We start from the raw sequence: 14,252 nt of genomic DNA on the forward strand, positions 1-14,252 counted from the left end.
ATGAAATTAGAAGACATTCAACCTCAACAAGTCTACCGTCGTAATAAGGGCATTTTAGAAGCCTTGCATATTGACACCTGGTTACTGCTTGGCATTTTAATGTTACTCACCACAAGTGCGGCAATTGTCTATAGCGCATCTGGTGGTGATGAGGCTGTTATTACCAGACATTTAATTCGTGTAGGATTTGCACTGGTCTTAATGCTGGTATTTGCACAAATTCCACCCAATATTATCTATATCTTTACCCCTTGGTTATTTCTTGCGGGCATACTCATGCTGATTGCGGTGATTTTATTTGGCGATGTCGGTAAAGGCGCGCAGAGATGGCTAGACTTAGGCCCCATTAAGTTTCAACCCTCTGAGTTGATGAAGTTAGTCCTCCCGATTACCGTGGCCTGGTTATTTGCTCATAGCCAATTTCCGCCCAGTTTTAGACGTCTACTCTTGGGGGCAATGATTATTGCACTTACCGCCAGTTTAATCGTGGTGCAACCCGATTTAGGTACCTCGCTACTCATTGCCATGAGTGGACTGTTTGTGCTATTTTTTGCAGGCCTACCTTGGAAAGTCATTATTGCAGCCATTACCGCTGCAGTAGCCAGCGCGCCCATCGCCTGGCATTTTATGCATGCTTATCAAAAACAACGGGTTTTAACTTTTTTAAACCCAGAATCCGACCCTTTAGGAAGCGGATATCATATTATCCAATCAAAAATTGCCATTGGCTCTGGCGGCCTGCAGGGTAAAGGTTTTTTGGGTAGCACCCAAGCCCATTTAGATTTTTTACCAGAAAGTACCACCGACTTTATTTTCTCTGTTCTCTCGGAAGAGTTTGGATTACTGGGGGTTATCACTCTGCTAGCACTTTATGCGTTTGTTATCGCTCGTGGTCTATATATCGCCTCACAAGCCCAAGACAATTTCACTCGCCTGGTGGCTGCGAGTTTAACCATGACTCTATTTGTTTATATTTTTGTTAATATCGGCATGGTCAGTGGCTTACTTCCCGTTGTTGGCTTACCCTTGCCGCTTATTAGTTATGGTGGAAGCTCTCTGGTAACCCTTATGATTAGTTTTGGGATATTAATGTCGATTCACACCCACAAACGTCTATTAACCGATTAATGAACCGGCAAACAACCCACTGAAAATAACCTTTTCAATAACTTACCAGGCCTGGTAAGCTGTTCTATTGAAATAACTGCATTGCCACTATGACTAAAATTCATATTATCTCCCTTATTTGTTGACGTTTTTCAAGACTGTTGCCATTTAGATTTGAAAGCGAATATGTTAAATTACTCCTTTTTTATAATCTTTTATAAAATCAAACTCCACACTCATAACCAGTAGGGAAATAGACTCAGCCATGCTTACTCTAAAACAGACATTAACGCTCTTAACATTAAGCTTTTTTAGCCTATTACAAGTGGCTTCAGCGGAAACATTACCAACGCCAACAGCCCCTACTCCACACGTTATTCCTTCAGCGCCAAATATTGCGGCAAAAGCGTTTTTAGTAATCGATTTTAATAGTGGTCACGTTTTGGCTGAAAAAAATGCCGACGACCGCGTTGAACCTGCCAGCTTAACCAAAATTATGACGGGTTATGTTGTTATCAACGAGTTGACTAACGGCAATATGAGTCTCGATGATATGGTCACTATCAGTAAAAAGGCTTGGCAGATGCCTGGCTCTAAAATGTTTATTGAAGTGGGTAAACAAATATCCGTTAAAGATCTCATGAAAGGTATGGTCATTCAATCCGGTAACGATGCTAGCGTGGCTTTAGCGGAACACATTGCTGGTAGTGAAGAAGTCTTTGCCCAGTTAATGAATAAATATGCTCAAAGCTTAGGTATGACGGGTACTCACTTTGTTAATGCAACAGGCTTACCTGATCCAGAACACTACACAACAGCAAATGATTTAGCGATTTTAACCAAAGCATTAATCTCTAAATTTCCTGAAGAGTACAAATGGTATTCAGAGAAAAAATTTACCTTTAATGGCATTACTCAATACAACCGAAATAAATTACTTTGGCAAGATCCAACCGTTGATGGCTTGAAAACAGGACACACAGAAAGCGCAGGATACTGCTTAGTCTCGTCTGCTAAACGTGAAGAAAGCCGCTTAATTACGGTTGTACTTGGCACATCTAGTTCAAAGATGCGTATTCAGGAGAGTCAAAAACTGCTTAACTATGGCTTTCGTTTCTTTGAAACCCATAAGCTGTACACTTCAAACCAACGTTTAAACGATGTAAAAGTCTGGGAAGGAACCCGTGATTTGATTGGCGTTGGTTTAGCCAATGATTTATACATCACCATCCCACGTGGCCAATATAAAAACATCAAAATTGAAAGCTCTGTTAATCCAGAAATCAAAGCACCTCTTGAAGCGGGTCATGAGCTGGGAACTTTACATATTACACTGGGTGAAAAGACCATTGCTGAACAGCCATTGGTTGCTTTAGATGCCGTGGAAGAAGGCTCTTTCTTTAAAAAACTATTAGACCAAGTCAAATTATTTATTAACTCAATTATTGGCTAGGTTTTATAATACTTCTTTAGCCTTTTACTGTTTTTAGCCATGTTAGACTCTGCTAGCGTGGCTTTGTCATTGCAGGAAACAAAATGACCGATACGCTTAATCAACAAATTGTCTATTTAAATGGCAACTATCTTCCTATTACCGAATCACAAGTATCCACTCAAGACCGCGGATTTTTATTTGGTGACGGTGTCTATGAGGTCATTCCTGTTTACCAACAAAAGCCATTTTGTTTTGAAGAACATTTACAACGTTTAAAAAATAGCTTACAGGCCACCAGCATTGCTAATCCCTTAACGGATGAAGAATGGCTAGAGATGCTGCAAACCTTAATATCCAAACATGATTGGCAAGATCAATATATCTACCTTCAAGTCACTCGTGGTGTGCAGATGCAACGTGACCATATGCCCGCTGACTGTTTAGCACCGACTATCTATGCTTATACAAACCCTCTGAAGCCCGTAGCGCCTAACATTATTGAAAACGGCATTAAAGTCATTACATTAGAAGATATTCGCTGGTTACGTTGTGACATTAAAGCTATTACTCTGTTACCCAATGTAATGATGAAGTTAGCGGTTAAAGCACAAGGTGCCGATGATGCTGTGTTAATCACCAAACAAGGCCTTGTTTCTGAAGGCACAGCAAGCAATGCTTTTATTGTTAAGGATGGTGTATTAATCACTCCTCCAAACAGCCATAAAATCTTACCAGGCATTACTCGATTGGTGATTGAATCCATTGCTAAGCAATTTAAAATTCCGCTGGTAGAGCGTGATGTTACTGAAGAAGAATTGAATAATGCCGATGAGATTTGGCTCTCTAGCTCAACTAAAGAAGCTTTACCCGTAACACAAATAAATAATAAGCCAGTCGGCACAGGTAAACCTGGTGCACTTTGGTTAAAAATGCGTGAGCATTATCAACAACACAAACAGAAATTTATTGAAACTTATCAGTAAGCTAACACGCTTTAGCTTAGACACAGTTTATTAAAGGTTAATTATGACGAAAGATTTACATACTCCAGACAATGAATCATTGATAGAGTTTCCGTGTGACTTTAAACTCAAAGCAATGGGTAAAAACACCGAGACTTTTGTAGAAGTGGTGTTTGAAATTGCTTGCAAATATGCCCCTAATACACCACGTGACAATATTCAAATCACCCCCTCTAAAGGGGACAAATTCATTTCGGTCAACGTGACGATTTATGCCACTTGCTTAGAGCAAATTCATGGCATTTATGGCGATTTAAAAAAACACCCTGAAGTATTAATGTCGCTTTAATTAGTGTCATTATTTCCTATAAAGCTTGTATGAAGATTCTCATTAAACCATTAGGTTTACAGCCTTATGAAAAAACCTGGCAAGCCATGCAAGCCTTTACCGATAACCGAAATGAAAGCACGCCAGACGAACTCTGGATTGTGGAACACCCCTCAGTATTTACCCAAGGTTTAAATGGCAAAGCCGAACACATTTTACAAAACTCAGATATCCCAATAGTCCAAACCGATCGCGGTGGTCAAATCACTTATCATGCACCAGGCCAGGTCGTTATCTATGTTTTAATTGATTTAAAACGCGCTAAACTTGGCGTAAGAGCCTTAGTTAGTAAACTTGAAAACAGCATTATTGAATATTTATCCACACTCAATATCCCCTCTTTAGCTCGAACCGATGCACCTGGTGTTTATGTGAATGGGCAAAAAATCGCCTCACTGGGTTTAAAAATTCGTAAACAAAAAAGCTACCATGGCTTGGCGTTAAATGTGAATATGGATTTATCCCCTTTTCAATTAATTAACCCCTGTGGCCTGCAAGGTATGCAAATGACTCAACTATCACAATTGCTGCTCGCAGAGAACACCCCCACTGTTGAACAAGCAGGCCTGGTGATTGCCAAGATTTTAAGCCAACAAATTCAAGCTTCAATTGATTAAATTCGATTCATAAAACGTCTAACAACAGAATCCTTTATAATACGCCCTATTATCACTTCAAGCGGACGACCAAACAGCATGTCTAATCCTCCACAAATACAAGAAATAGGCCTCAATGATATTGGCAACCTTTCTAGCTTAAAAGCCAAAAATGACGCCATGCCAAAAGGTCAATACAAAACCAAGTCGCTCAAGCACCGCCCTGACCCAACCGCAGAAAGGCTAAAAAAACCACGTTGGATTAAAGCACAACTACCTAAAGCCAAAGACATGCATCGTGTAAAAGAACTCAAAAACATCATGCGTGAAAAAGGCCTACATTCGGTTTGTGAAGAAGCCTCTTGCCCAAACCTGGGTGAATGCTTTGGTCATGGCACCGCCACCTTTATGATTATGGGCGATATTTGTACGCGTAAATGCCCGTTTTGTGATGTCACCCATGGTCGTCCAAAACCGCTTGATACCAATGAACCCACACATCTGGCCGAGACCGTCAAGGCGATGAAATTAAAATATGTGGTTATTACCTCCGTTGACCGTGACGACTTGCGTGATGGTGGAGCTCAGCACTTTAGCAATGTCGTCACTGAACTGCGTGCTAGCCTACCCAGTTTACGTATTGAAACCTTAGTACCAGATTTTAGAGGACGTTTAAGCGTTGCTTTAGAAACACTATCTCAAGCCGCTCCTGACGTACTCAACCACAACCTTGAAACCGTGCCACGTTTATATGAAGAAGCGCGTCCTGGTGCAGATTACCAGGCCTCACTCGATTTATTAAAGCGTTTTAAAGCCATCAATCCAAATGTAGTGACTAAATCAGGTTTAATGGTTGGATTGGGTGAAACCATGGAAGAGTTACTGCAAGTGATGCGTGATTTAAGAACCCATGACGTTGAAATGTTAACCGTTGGCCAATATTTACAACCAAGTGAATACCATATTGCCGTAAAAAAATATTGGACTCCCGATGAATTTAAACAGGTAGAAGAAGCTGGCTATGAAATGGGCTTTACCAATGTGGCTTCGGGGCCTATGGTGCGCTCTTCTTACCATGCTGATTTACAAGCCAAAGAATTAGCGAATTAATCCGCTTAAATAACTTCAATAAATAGATTCTGAACTAAGTGAGAAAACCATGTCTGTGAATGCTGTACAACGATTTTTATTTAAAGAACTCAATATTCGTGGCCAACATATTCAGTTACAAGATAGCTGGCAAGCGATGATCAAAGATCGACACTATCCACAACCTATCGTTAAATTATTAGGCGAATTAACGGCTATTTCCGTTTTACTGGCCAATGGCATGAAACATCAAGGTCGAATTACCATGCAAATCCAAGGTTCTGGGCCAATTACGTTATTGGTGGTGGATGTGACTCATGATTTAAAAATTCGCGGTGTTGCAAAAACCAATAAAGAGATCTCAACCGAAACGACAATGGATGAACTGCTTGGTGATGGTCAAATATTGATGACGTTAGAGAACACTCAAACCCAACACCACTTTCAATCTTATGTACCTCGTGAAGGTGATTCTATTGCACAAGCGTTTGAAACCTATCTAAGCCAATCTGAACAACTGCCCTCAAAGTTATGGTTGGCGGCAAATGAACAGAGCTTAGGTGGCGTTTTGATTCAAAAAATGCCCGAAACAGATGGCCATGATGAAGATGGTTGGGATCGTGTTTTACACATCGCGACCACGGTAAAAGAGGAAGAGCTCACCACTTTGGATTCAGAAGCCCTTTTACACCGACTCTTTCATGAAGAATTAATCGAACTTTTTGAAGCTGAAGAGGTTCTCTATGAATGCCCTCAAGACAAAGAACGCGTTACTAATATGTTGTTATCTTTAGGTGAAGAGGAAGTTCGAAAAGTGCTTGAAGAGCAAGGTGAAATCGTCATTCACAATGAGATGTGTAACTACCATCTGCGTTTTAATAAAGACGATATCAATGAACTGTTTGCTGAAGAGTCACAAACCGTTCAATAGTATCAATTGCATTAATATGAGAACTTACCACACCCCGCAAGGGGGCATAAAAGCCTGGTAAGCTCTCATAATTCTTTACCAATATTTAAACTGAAAGCTGTAAGCTTTTTAGTTAAGCCACCTGCGGTTCGCTACTCTCAGTATTTTGCTGATACTTAGGACTTACTCCGTACTTATTTTCTTCTTTTTCGCTATCCAAAACATAAAATACCAGTAAAACAATCCAACCCAAAATTGGCACTAACCATAATAGTAACCACCAGCCTGATTTACCAATATCGTGTAAACGTCTAACCGATAAAGCCAGTGATGGAATAAATAAACCTAAGGCATATAAAGTAGAGGCCAGCCCTACTTGGGTTTCTTCATCATACATACCCGTCATCACGTCCGTAGCTAAAATAACCTGATATAAAACCATATAAATTAATGTAAACAACCAAAACTGCTGGCGGGTTGCTCTATCTTTAAAATTAAAATATTGGTTTAGTGGCTCTAAAAAGAAATGCATTTATATCCCCTTTAATTGATTATTAATGAACAATGCAACACCAATAATACGTACTTTATCCCGTAAACAACACCAAGTATTTTTTATCCACATTCAACTTTCTACTATGATTAAAAATGCGCCAAATGAACCTCTAAAAAACTAAGAGGTCTACCTAAAGAAAAGCATATAGTTATCAGCCCTTAACTTAACCCTAAAAAGAGATTGTTATCTGCTAAACATACTCGTACTATAGCCAAAGGAAGATAAAGCCAAAACTCGTACTATCTTCCAAATAACATTAACCTTAGGAGTTTGTAATGAAACCCATCCAAAGCATTAGAAAAAGCCTTTTTATTTTAATGGCAACCGCTTGTTCAATGAGTGCTTTTGCTAGTTCAGATAAAGCACAAATAATTGTTAGCGAAGTTGGATTTTCAACACCTGAATCCGTGGAATATTATGCTGACAAAGACATCTATTTAGTCAATAACATTAATGGCAGTCCATTTGCCGAAGATGATAATGGCTTTATCTCAAAGCTGAGTCCAGACGGAAAAATCATTGATTTAAAATGGATTGATGGTGCCAATGCAGATGTAAATTTAGATGCCCCCAAAGGTATGACTATTATTGGCAATAAGCTGTTTGTTGCAGACATTACTCAAATACGTGTATTTGAACTACCCAGCGGCAAACAACTGCCATCAATTAAAGTTGAAGGCAGTAGTTTCTTAAATGGCGTCACTGCGGGTAATGGCGATTATATTTATGTGACAGATACGGGAATGAAACCAGGGTTTGCTTCTTCGGGTACGGATGCCATCTATAAAATCTGGGCAAACGGTAAAGTTGAAACCATTTTAAAAGATGCCAAAATGGGACGACCAAACGGTATTCTTAATGACAACGGTGACGTTTATGTGGTGTTCTTTAGCTCGGCTAAAATGATCAAAATAGATGACAACGGCAATATCACTGCCATGCCAGAACCGCTTGCAGCAAGGCTTGATGGTTTGGTGAAATTAAATAATGGTGGTATCGCTATGTCGAGCTGGGAAAGCTCATCCATTGATGTGTTTAGAGATGGCGAATATGAAACCATTGTGGAACACCTTAATTCGCCTGCAGACATGGATGTAGACATTAAACGTAACCGTTTGCTAATACCGCTATTTAATGAAAATAAAGTGATTATTTTGACGCTATAGCACTTTAGTAGCCACAATAGCGGTTTTAACTCACAGAAACCGTTATTGTGAAATGCCTTGTAACATCTCTTGCAAATCCTCCATCGCAGGTGCAAAGCAATAAGAGCCACTTACCGCTGTTGAGTAATTTAGCAGCTGATCAATTACACCTTCTTCATTATGCCCGTACATACTCTCCAATTGCGAAGTAAAACGTTTAAGCTCACAAGCAAAAGCCAAATAGAGCAATCCATTTTGTTTAACGCTTCCAAAAGGAGCGGAACGGCGATAAACCTTCATCGCCACACCATCCACTTTTAAATCGGTTCGGCTCACATGCGAATCGACAGGCATAGCATCGCCTTCCAACTCTTCGTTCTCAATTTTGGTTCTGCCAACCACCGCTTCTTGGCAATGCACTGGAACTTGGTTCCATTTTTCCATATTATGAACCCACTTTTCACTCATCACTAAGCTACCTCCCTCACCAGGCAGGCCTGCAGGAATCAAAGCGGCATCGCGTTTTAACTCATCAGTTTTGGGGTTGGCCGTACCATCTTCAAAGCCAATCAAATCCATATGATTATGGTAATCAAAACCACGCTCATCCAAAGTCAACTTAGCCACAGATTTCATCTGTTGTTGAATGTGCATAGCTTGATCAAACACCTCCCCCACATCTTCACCTTGCAACCAAAAAAACAGATCCGTTTGTGTTGATGGCGCTCTATGCCCACCCTCAGTAGCTGTAACTTCGTAAAAGTCTTCCAGGGTAGCTGGCAACCAAGCGGGCTGTAATTTACTCCAGGCTGATTTTCCAAAAGAGATCACCACTGAGACTTTTTCAGATTGCAAAGCACGGCTAATTGCCGATTTAATTTCTTGGTTATTAATCTCTTTTAAACGGTATTCCAAAAAATACATATGTTTGGCAGATTCATAAAAAATGCCTGCTTGGGGTGTTTTGTTCATGGGATAGCCTTATTAATTCTTTCAGTCTTAAATATGTTTAAAGAAAACTACTCTTCAATTTTACGTGTAAAAACCCAATCAGTCTCTGAAGACATCTCTGGATTAAATTGATATCCATCTGTATTAAAATATTTAAGGTCTTCAGCATTTTCAACTTGGTGATCGGCCGCATAACGTGCCATTAGACCTCGTGCTTTTTTGGCATAAAAACTGATGATTTTATATTGACCGTTTTTCCAATCTTTAAAAATCGGCGTAATGATTCGGCCATTCAGCTCTCTCTTTTTTACCGCTTTAAAATACTCATTAGAGGCGAGATTTACCAAAGTTTTACTGCCTAGCTCTGCCAATAACTTATTCAGCTGCTCGGTAATTTGGCTACCCCAAAAAGCGTATAAATCTTTGCCTTTTTGATTGGCAAACTTAGTCCCCATCTCTAAACGGTACGGCAACATATCATCGCAAGGTTTCAATAAACCATAAAGCCCAGATAAAATCGCCAAATGGTTTTGAATGTAATCAATCCCTTTATCATCCAATGAATAAGCATCCAACCCTTGATAGACATCACCTTTAAACAACCAAGCGGCTTGCTTAGCTTTATCTTCTGGAAAAGGCATGCTCCAATCTTGAAAACGTTGGTAATTCAGTTCGGATAATTTTTCGCTAATGTGCATCATCTGCCCAATCTCAACAGGACCCACACCTTTTAATTCATCAATTAATTGTGCCGCTTCATTTAATAACGCCCCCTGAGTGTGTAATTCAGTTTGCACTGGCGTTGATTCATCTAAAGCTTTTGCTGGGGAGACAACCATTAACATTTTGTAAAATCCTTAACTCTCTAATTTTCAATAATGAAAAGATTATAAACGAAGCGACGCCTGACTTGGTTTGTAAAGATTCATTACCGTGATAGTTTTTATTAACCTTTTCCTAATATGATAGATTTTTTACTACGTTTGCATACAATGCACTATATATTTAGCACATTGAGCAATAGGAACCTGCATGTCACCCGATTTATTAACCAAAGTAATCCTGCCTTTATCCCTTTTCTTAATTATGTTTGGCATGGGGTTATCACTCAAACTGGCCGACTTTAAAAACGTAGCCAAGTCTCCTAAAGCACTTAGTATTGGCCTTATTGGACAGATGGTATTATTGCCTATTGCGGCATTTCTTATTGCTATTGCTTTAGCCTTACCACCTGAGATAGCGGTAGGCTTAATAATTATCGCCTTAGCCCCAGGTGGTGCAACATCAAATATGTTTACCTATCTATCCAAAGGGGATACCTCTTTATCTATCTCATTAACGGCCGTAGTGAGTGTTATTACACCGTTTACCATCCCTATTTTAGCCGCCTTAAGCATGAGTTATTTTATGGGTAATAGCACTGAATTTAACCTACCGATTGCCAAAACGATTATTCAATTACTGGTGATTACGGTTGTGCCAGTGGCTTTAGGTATGTTTGTATTGTCGCGTTGGCCCAATATGGCTAGCAAAGTTGAGCACTATCTAAGATGGTTTTCAATTCTGTTTCTATTACTGATTATTATGTTGATTGTGCTAAAAAACAAAGACAATATTTTGGACTTTTTTGCTCAAGCAGGCCTGGCAACTTTATTATTGAATGTGTTGGTTTTAATACTAGGGTACCAATTAGCTAAAATAGCAAAACTCCCCCAACCACAAGCGGTTTCAATAGGCTTTGAAGTGGGAATACAAAATGGTACTTTGGCATTATTAGTGGCTGGAACCTTAATTGGTAATGAAGTGATGATGGTTCCCGCAGTGACTTATTCGCTATTCATGTTTTTAAGCGGTGCAATATTTGGCTGGTGGATTAATAAAAAAGCCACAAACGTTTAATAAATTAACTAAGATTAAAAACCATTACTTATTTAAATTCAACTGGTTATAAAATGAAAAGGGTTATCTAATGACTGTCTTTTTATTTTAAAAATGTCATCTTAATTTCTTTTTTATTATCACTGAATATGTATATAATGGTTTTCGTAAGATTAAGTGCACTATTTTTTGTTTTTCCATTTCGTTCGTTTTCGCTTCGCTCTGATTTTCAATAAGTAACTGCAATATCTTCAGAATGACCGCCTGAAAATTCAGGCATGTTTTACTTATGAAGAGACCTCTGCACGAGTGAATTCATGGATAAAAATGGTTAAAATTCACCTGTTTTTTGTTAAAAAACTTGCTAATAGCCAGCTATTAGCTACGTTTCACGCCTCAAACAGGCAAATTTTCCCTCATTTTTCTCACGCGCCTCACTCATACAAAGGTCTCATGAAAATTTAGGATTAGATTATGTCTACCACTACTGGCACCGTAAAATGGTTTAACGAAACAAAAGGCTTTGGTTTTATTGCACAAGATTCAGGACCTGATGTATTCGCTCACTTCAGTCAAATCACAGGATCTGGCTTCAAGACTCTTGCAGAGGGTCAGAAAGTTCAGTTTACTGTTACTGATGGTCAAAAAGGACCTCAAGCAGAAAACATCGAAGTAATCGAAGGTTAATCCTCCGTTCTTCATGGCATAAAAAAAGGCCTGAATGGTTATCCATTCAGGCCTTTTTTGCTTTTTGCCTTCGCTAAAAATAAAGACAAATACTTTATTGGGTTACAAATCCTTCTCGCAACCCAATAAACAAATTAATTAAACAGCGTCTGGCGTTAAACCGACTTCTTCTAAGAAGTGACGTAGTTTGGTAATTTCAGCTTTATCTGCTAGCTCATGCCCATGATGCGGCAGACCTAAAACAATCTCTTGCTCTTTAATAAAGATTTTTGCTTTATTGTTGTTAGACACTTCAATTGTCGCGCCAAAATGCTCTAAAGTATGTTGTAACTTTTTCCAATCCACATTGGTAGCAATTGGGTGGGCAAATACTTTTTCGATAATCGTTTTGTGCTTATGGCTCATTTTTTTTCCTTTATTCTGAGTTCATGTATTTTATTGGGTTAATTTTATTTTAAAGCTCTGAGCCATAAAACCAACTCTTTTTAACCCAAAAGTTATCTCAAATTAACCACAAATAAAACTAGTGCACATAACTCACTGAACCATCCAGTTTAACGAGCAACTGTTGAGTTTGTAGCTCACTCAATTGATGCAATTGCCCTACCGATAAATCCGCCAAATAAAAATCCATAATTTGAATTCGTTGCAACCTTAATACCCTATATCCCAATGCCTTGCACATACGCCTAATTTGTAAATTCAGACCTTGTGTTAAGGTGATTTGGAAACACATTTCCTCCAATATTTCGACTGTACACGGCAAGGTAACGGTATCTAAAATCGCCACGCCTGTCTCCATCAAATTTTTAAACGATTCCGTTAAGGGCTTATCCACCCAAACCTTATAAACCTTTTGATGTTTATTTTCGGCACGCATAATTTTATTGACGCTGTCACCTTGGTTCGTTAACAGCATTAAACCTTCTGAGTCTTTATCTAAACGCCCTACGGCAAAAATACGCTGCGGATAGTTAATGGCGTGTTCGATATTGTTTTTTACCGATAAGTCATGCGTACAGACCACTCCAACAGGTTTGTTGTACAACAAAAAAATAGGGCTAGGCTTGGACTTTATTGCATTTCCATCCACCTCAACAAAGTCATTCTCAAAAATTTTTTGACCTAGATTGGCCAACTTTCCATTCACCTTGACGCGATGCTCAGTAATCCATAAATCGGCCTTTTTACGTGAACAAACGCCCATTTCACTTAACCATTTATTGATTCTAATCATATTTTTACTCAACTAACCACATTAAATACAAGGTTTTACTTACTCATTTACAGAGCCATGCTACACTCGCCCCATTATTTGCACGCGATAAAAAACACACTGCAACTATTTAAAGGAGTCTACCGTGAGAACGCAAATTCAGGTAACCGAAAACGAGTTTTTTGTACCAGAGGACATGGTAATTATGTCTGAAACCGATTTACATGGCACCATAACCAAAGTTAACGAAGCCTTTGTTTATTGCAGTGGTTACAGTCAAGAGGAGCTTATCGGTCAACCTCATAGTATTTTAAGACACCCTGATGTGCCTGCTGGTGTATTTGCCGATATGTGGCAAACCATTCAAAAAGGTAGAGGTTGGTCTCAAATTGTTAAAAATCGCCGTAAAAATGGTGATTATTACTGGTTAAGAGCAAATGTTGGCCCCCTAACAGATGACAGCGGTCGAATTTCTGGTTATATCTCTCATCGAATGAGATGTGATGGCCAAGAAAAAGACATTATGATGGAGTTATACCAAGATGTAGCCGATGGTTTTTTGGCCATCAAGGAGGGTGAAATTGGTGTGCCTGATGAATTCAGTGTTTAATTAGATTGCTCAAGCAAACGTTCTGTTTGCTGTAATCTTTGCAAAGTGCCAATATCCGACCATAGCCCTGTTTCAAGCTCACCAGTCAATAAACCTTGTTTCATGGCGTCTCTAAGAATAGGCGCTAAGGGAATAAAACCCACCTCCATATTGGCAAATAGTTTAGGGCTTAAAACACTCAATCCTGCAAAAGTAAATTCTCCTTGTGGCTCTAAACGCTGATGCTGATTTAATCCAAAATCTCCTTTTGCATTATGTTCAGGGCTTGGTACAACCACTAAATGCCCCAGCAAAGTGCTAGACGATTCATTTTGCATCGCTCGTGCTTTTGCAACTAGGCCACGGTAATCCATCTCGCAATACACATCGCCATTAATGAGTAAAAATGGATTTTCACCTAATAATGGTAAGGCGTTAATAATACCGCCAGCAGTTTCTAAACCGCCTTCTGGTTCAGCGGAATAAGAAATCTGTATATTCCACCGAGAACCATCGCCCAATGTTTCTTCTAATTTATGACCTAACCAGGCATGGTTAATCACAATTTGAGACACCCCTGCTTGCGCCAGCTTTTCGATGTGATATTCAATCAGCGGTTTGCCACACAACTCAACGAGTGGTTTAGGAATAGAGTCGGTAATGGGGCGTAATCGGTTACCACGCCCTGCGGCCAAAATCATCGCTTTAACCGTTGAATTATTTTTTGAAGTACTCACGCTAGC

General features: G+C 39.3%; 17 protein-coding genes. 11 read left to right on the forward strand and 6 right to left on the reverse strand.

Annotated elements, in window-relative coordinates; translation table 11 throughout:
• The 7 genes from rodA (at window position 1) to A379_RS03790 (ending at window position 6,508) form a co-directional block, all read left to right on the forward strand.
• A complete protein-coding gene (gene rodA / locus A379_RS03760; RefSeq protein WP_040725870.1) occupies window positions 1-1,128 on the forward strand; it encodes a rod shape-determining protein RodA in 1,128 nt (375 codons plus the stop codon).
• Between the two features lie 244 nt (window positions 1,129-1,372).
• Complete coding sequence (locus A379_RS03765; protein WP_040725872.1) at window positions 1,373-2,560, forward strand: D-alanyl-D-alanine carboxypeptidase family protein; 1,188 nt, start codon at window positions 1,373-1,375, stop codon at window positions 2,558-2,560.
• A gap of 83 nt (window positions 2,561-2,643) precedes the next feature.
• Window positions 2,644-3,525, forward strand: coding sequence for a D-amino acid aminotransferase (locus A379_RS03770; protein ID WP_040725874.1), 882 nt, complete (start codon window positions 2,644-2,646; stop codon window positions 3,523-3,525).
• A gap of 43 nt (window positions 3,526-3,568) precedes the next feature.
• Complete coding sequence (locus A379_RS03775) at window positions 3,569-3,853, forward strand: YbeD family protein (RefSeq protein ID WP_040725876.1); 285 nt, start codon at window positions 3,569-3,571, stop codon at window positions 3,851-3,853.
• Between the two features lie 29 nt (window positions 3,854-3,882).
• Complete coding sequence (gene lipB, locus A379_RS03780; RefSeq protein WP_040725877.1) at window positions 3,883-4,509, forward strand: lipoyl(octanoyl) transferase LipB; 627 nt, start codon at window positions 3,883-3,885, stop codon at window positions 4,507-4,509.
• Between the two features lie 78 nt (window positions 4,510-4,587).
• A complete protein-coding gene (gene lipA, locus A379_RS03785; protein WP_040725878.1) occupies window positions 4,588-5,598 on the forward strand; it encodes a lipoyl synthase in 1,011 nt (336 codons plus the stop codon).
• Window positions 5,599-5,647: 49 nt separating this feature from the next.
• Window positions 5,648-6,508, forward strand: a complete 861-nt coding sequence (locus A379_RS03790; protein WP_040725880.1) for an Hsp33 family molecular chaperone HslO — start codon at window positions 5,648-5,650, stop codon at window positions 6,506-6,508.
• Between the two features lie 112 nt (window positions 6,509-6,620).
• Here the strand turns inward: A379_RS03790 and A379_RS03795 are convergent, their stop codons facing one another.
• Window positions 6,621-7,019, reverse strand: coding sequence for a DUF805 domain-containing protein (locus A379_RS03795; protein ID WP_040725881.1), 399 nt, complete (start codon window positions 7,017-7,019; stop codon window positions 6,621-6,623).
• Between the two features lie 299 nt (window positions 7,020-7,318).
• Here A379_RS03795 and A379_RS03800 point away from each other — a divergent pair, with 299 nt between their 5' ends.
• Window positions 7,319-8,209 carry an SMP-30/gluconolactonase/LRE family protein gene (locus A379_RS03800; RefSeq protein ID WP_051144989.1) on the forward strand — a complete coding sequence of 297 codons (891 nt, stop codon included), beginning with the start codon at window positions 7,319-7,321 and terminating at the stop codon, window positions 8,207-8,209.
• A 42-nt stretch (window positions 8,210-8,251) separates the two neighbouring features.
• Here the strand turns inward: A379_RS03800 and A379_RS03805 are convergent, their stop codons facing one another.
• A complete protein-coding gene (locus A379_RS03805) occupies window positions 8,252-9,160 on the reverse strand; it encodes a Dyp-type peroxidase (protein WP_040725882.1) in 909 nt (302 codons plus the stop codon).
• A 47-nt stretch (window positions 9,161-9,207) separates the two neighbouring features.
• Entirely contained in the window at window positions 9,208-9,984 is a 777-nt protein-coding gene (gene yaaA / locus A379_RS03810; protein WP_040725884.1) for a peroxide stress protein YaaA, read from the reverse strand.
• 187 nt (window positions 9,985-10,171) lie between these two features.
• On the opposite strand from yaaA, the gene A379_RS03815 reads away from it, so the two are divergent.
• Complete coding sequence (locus tag A379_RS03815) at window positions 10,172-11,038, forward strand: bile acid:sodium symporter family protein (RefSeq protein WP_040725885.1); 867 nt, start codon at window positions 10,172-10,174, stop codon at window positions 11,036-11,038.
• A gap of 453 nt (window positions 11,039-11,491) precedes the next feature.
• Window positions 11,492-11,704: a cold-shock protein gene (locus tag A379_RS03820; protein ID WP_040725887.1), complete on the forward strand. Its 213-nt coding sequence runs from the start codon at window positions 11,492-11,494 to the stop codon at window positions 11,702-11,704.
• Window positions 11,705-11,842: 138 nt separating this feature from the next.
• On the opposite strand, the gene A379_RS03825 is transcribed toward A379_RS03820, so the two are convergent.
• On the reverse strand, window positions 11,843-12,109 hold the full coding sequence (locus A379_RS03825; protein ID WP_040725890.1) for a hypothetical protein: 267 nt from the start codon (window positions 12,107-12,109) through the stop codon (window positions 11,843-11,845).
• Window positions 12,110-12,227: 118 nt separating this feature from the next.
• Complete coding sequence (locus A379_RS03830; protein ID WP_081696324.1) at window positions 12,228-12,941, reverse strand: pseudouridine synthase; 714 nt, start codon at window positions 12,939-12,941, stop codon at window positions 12,228-12,230.
• Window positions 12,942-13,065: 124 nt separating this feature from the next.
• Here A379_RS03830 and A379_RS03835 point away from each other — a divergent pair, with 124 nt between their 5' ends.
• The gene (locus tag A379_RS03835) at window positions 13,066-13,530 is read left to right on the forward strand and encodes a PAS domain S-box protein (RefSeq protein WP_040725892.1); all 465 of its coding nucleotides are present in this window, start codon (window positions 13,066-13,068) and stop codon (window positions 13,528-13,530) included.
• Here A379_RS03835 and murU read toward each other — a convergent pair.
• Complete coding sequence (murU, locus tag A379_RS03840) at window positions 13,527-14,246, reverse strand: N-acetylmuramate alpha-1-phosphate uridylyltransferase MurU (RefSeq protein ID WP_304412419.1); 720 nt, start codon at window positions 14,244-14,246, stop codon at window positions 13,527-13,529. The two genes, A379_RS03835 and murU, sit on opposite strands and share 4 nt — an antisense overlap.
• Window positions 14,247-14,252: the final 6 nt, after the last annotated feature.

This window comes from Thiomicrorhabdus sp. Kp2 (genome assembly GCF_000478585.1).
Lineage (GTDB): Bacteria > Pseudomonadota > Gammaproteobacteria > Thiomicrospirales > Thiomicrospiraceae > Thiomicrorhabdus.

Excerpts from the sequence above, each read along its gene's own strand:
- rodA (WP_040725870.1), top strand. The coding sequence starts at position 1 with ATGAAATTAGAAGACATTCAACCTCAACAAGTCTACCGTCGTAATAAG.
- A379_RS03765 (WP_040725872.1), top strand. The coding sequence starts at position 1,373 with ATGCTTACTCTAAAACAGACATTAACGCTCTTAACATTAAGCTTTTTT.
- A379_RS03770 (WP_040725874.1), top strand. The coding sequence starts at position 2,644 with ATGACCGATACGCTTAATCAACAAATTGTCTATTTAAATGGCAACTAT.
- A379_RS03775 (WP_040725876.1), top strand. The coding sequence starts at position 3,569 with ATGACGAAAGATTTACATACTCCAGACAATGAATCATTGATAGAGTTT.
- lipB (WP_040725877.1), top strand. The coding sequence starts at position 3,883 with ATGAAGATTCTCATTAAACCATTAGGTTTACAGCCTTATGAAAAAACC.
- lipA (WP_040725878.1), top strand. The coding sequence starts at position 4,588 with ATGTCTAATCCTCCACAAATACAAGAAATAGGCCTCAATGATATTGGC.
- A379_RS03790 (WP_040725880.1), top strand. The coding sequence starts at position 5,648 with ATGTCTGTGAATGCTGTACAACGATTTTTATTTAAAGAACTCAATATT.
- A379_RS03795 (WP_040725881.1), bottom strand. The coding sequence starts at position 7,019 with ATGCATTTCTTTTTAGAGCCACTAAACCAATATTTTAATTTTAAAGAT.
- A379_RS03800 (WP_051144989.1), top strand. The coding sequence starts at position 7,319 with ATGAAACCCATCCAAAGCATTAGAAAAAGCCTTTTTATTTTAATGGCA.
- A379_RS03805 (WP_040725882.1), bottom strand. The coding sequence starts at position 9,160 with ATGAACAAAACACCCCAAGCAGGCATTTTTTATGAATCTGCCAAACAT.
- yaaA (WP_040725884.1), bottom strand. The coding sequence starts at position 9,984 with ATGTTAATGGTTGTCTCCCCAGCAAAAGCTTTAGATGAATCAACGCCA.
- A379_RS03815 (WP_040725885.1), top strand. The coding sequence starts at position 10,172 with ATGTCACCCGATTTATTAACCAAAGTAATCCTGCCTTTATCCCTTTTC.
- A379_RS03820 (WP_040725887.1), top strand. The coding sequence starts at position 11,492 with ATGTCTACCACTACTGGCACCGTAAAATGGTTTAACGAAACAAAAGGC.
- A379_RS03825 (WP_040725890.1), bottom strand. The coding sequence starts at position 12,109 with ATGAGCCATAAGCACAAAACGATTATCGAAAAAGTATTTGCCCACCCA.
- A379_RS03830 (WP_081696324.1), bottom strand. The coding sequence starts at position 12,941 with ATGATTAGAATCAATAAATGGTTAAGTGAAATGGGCGTTTGTTCACGT.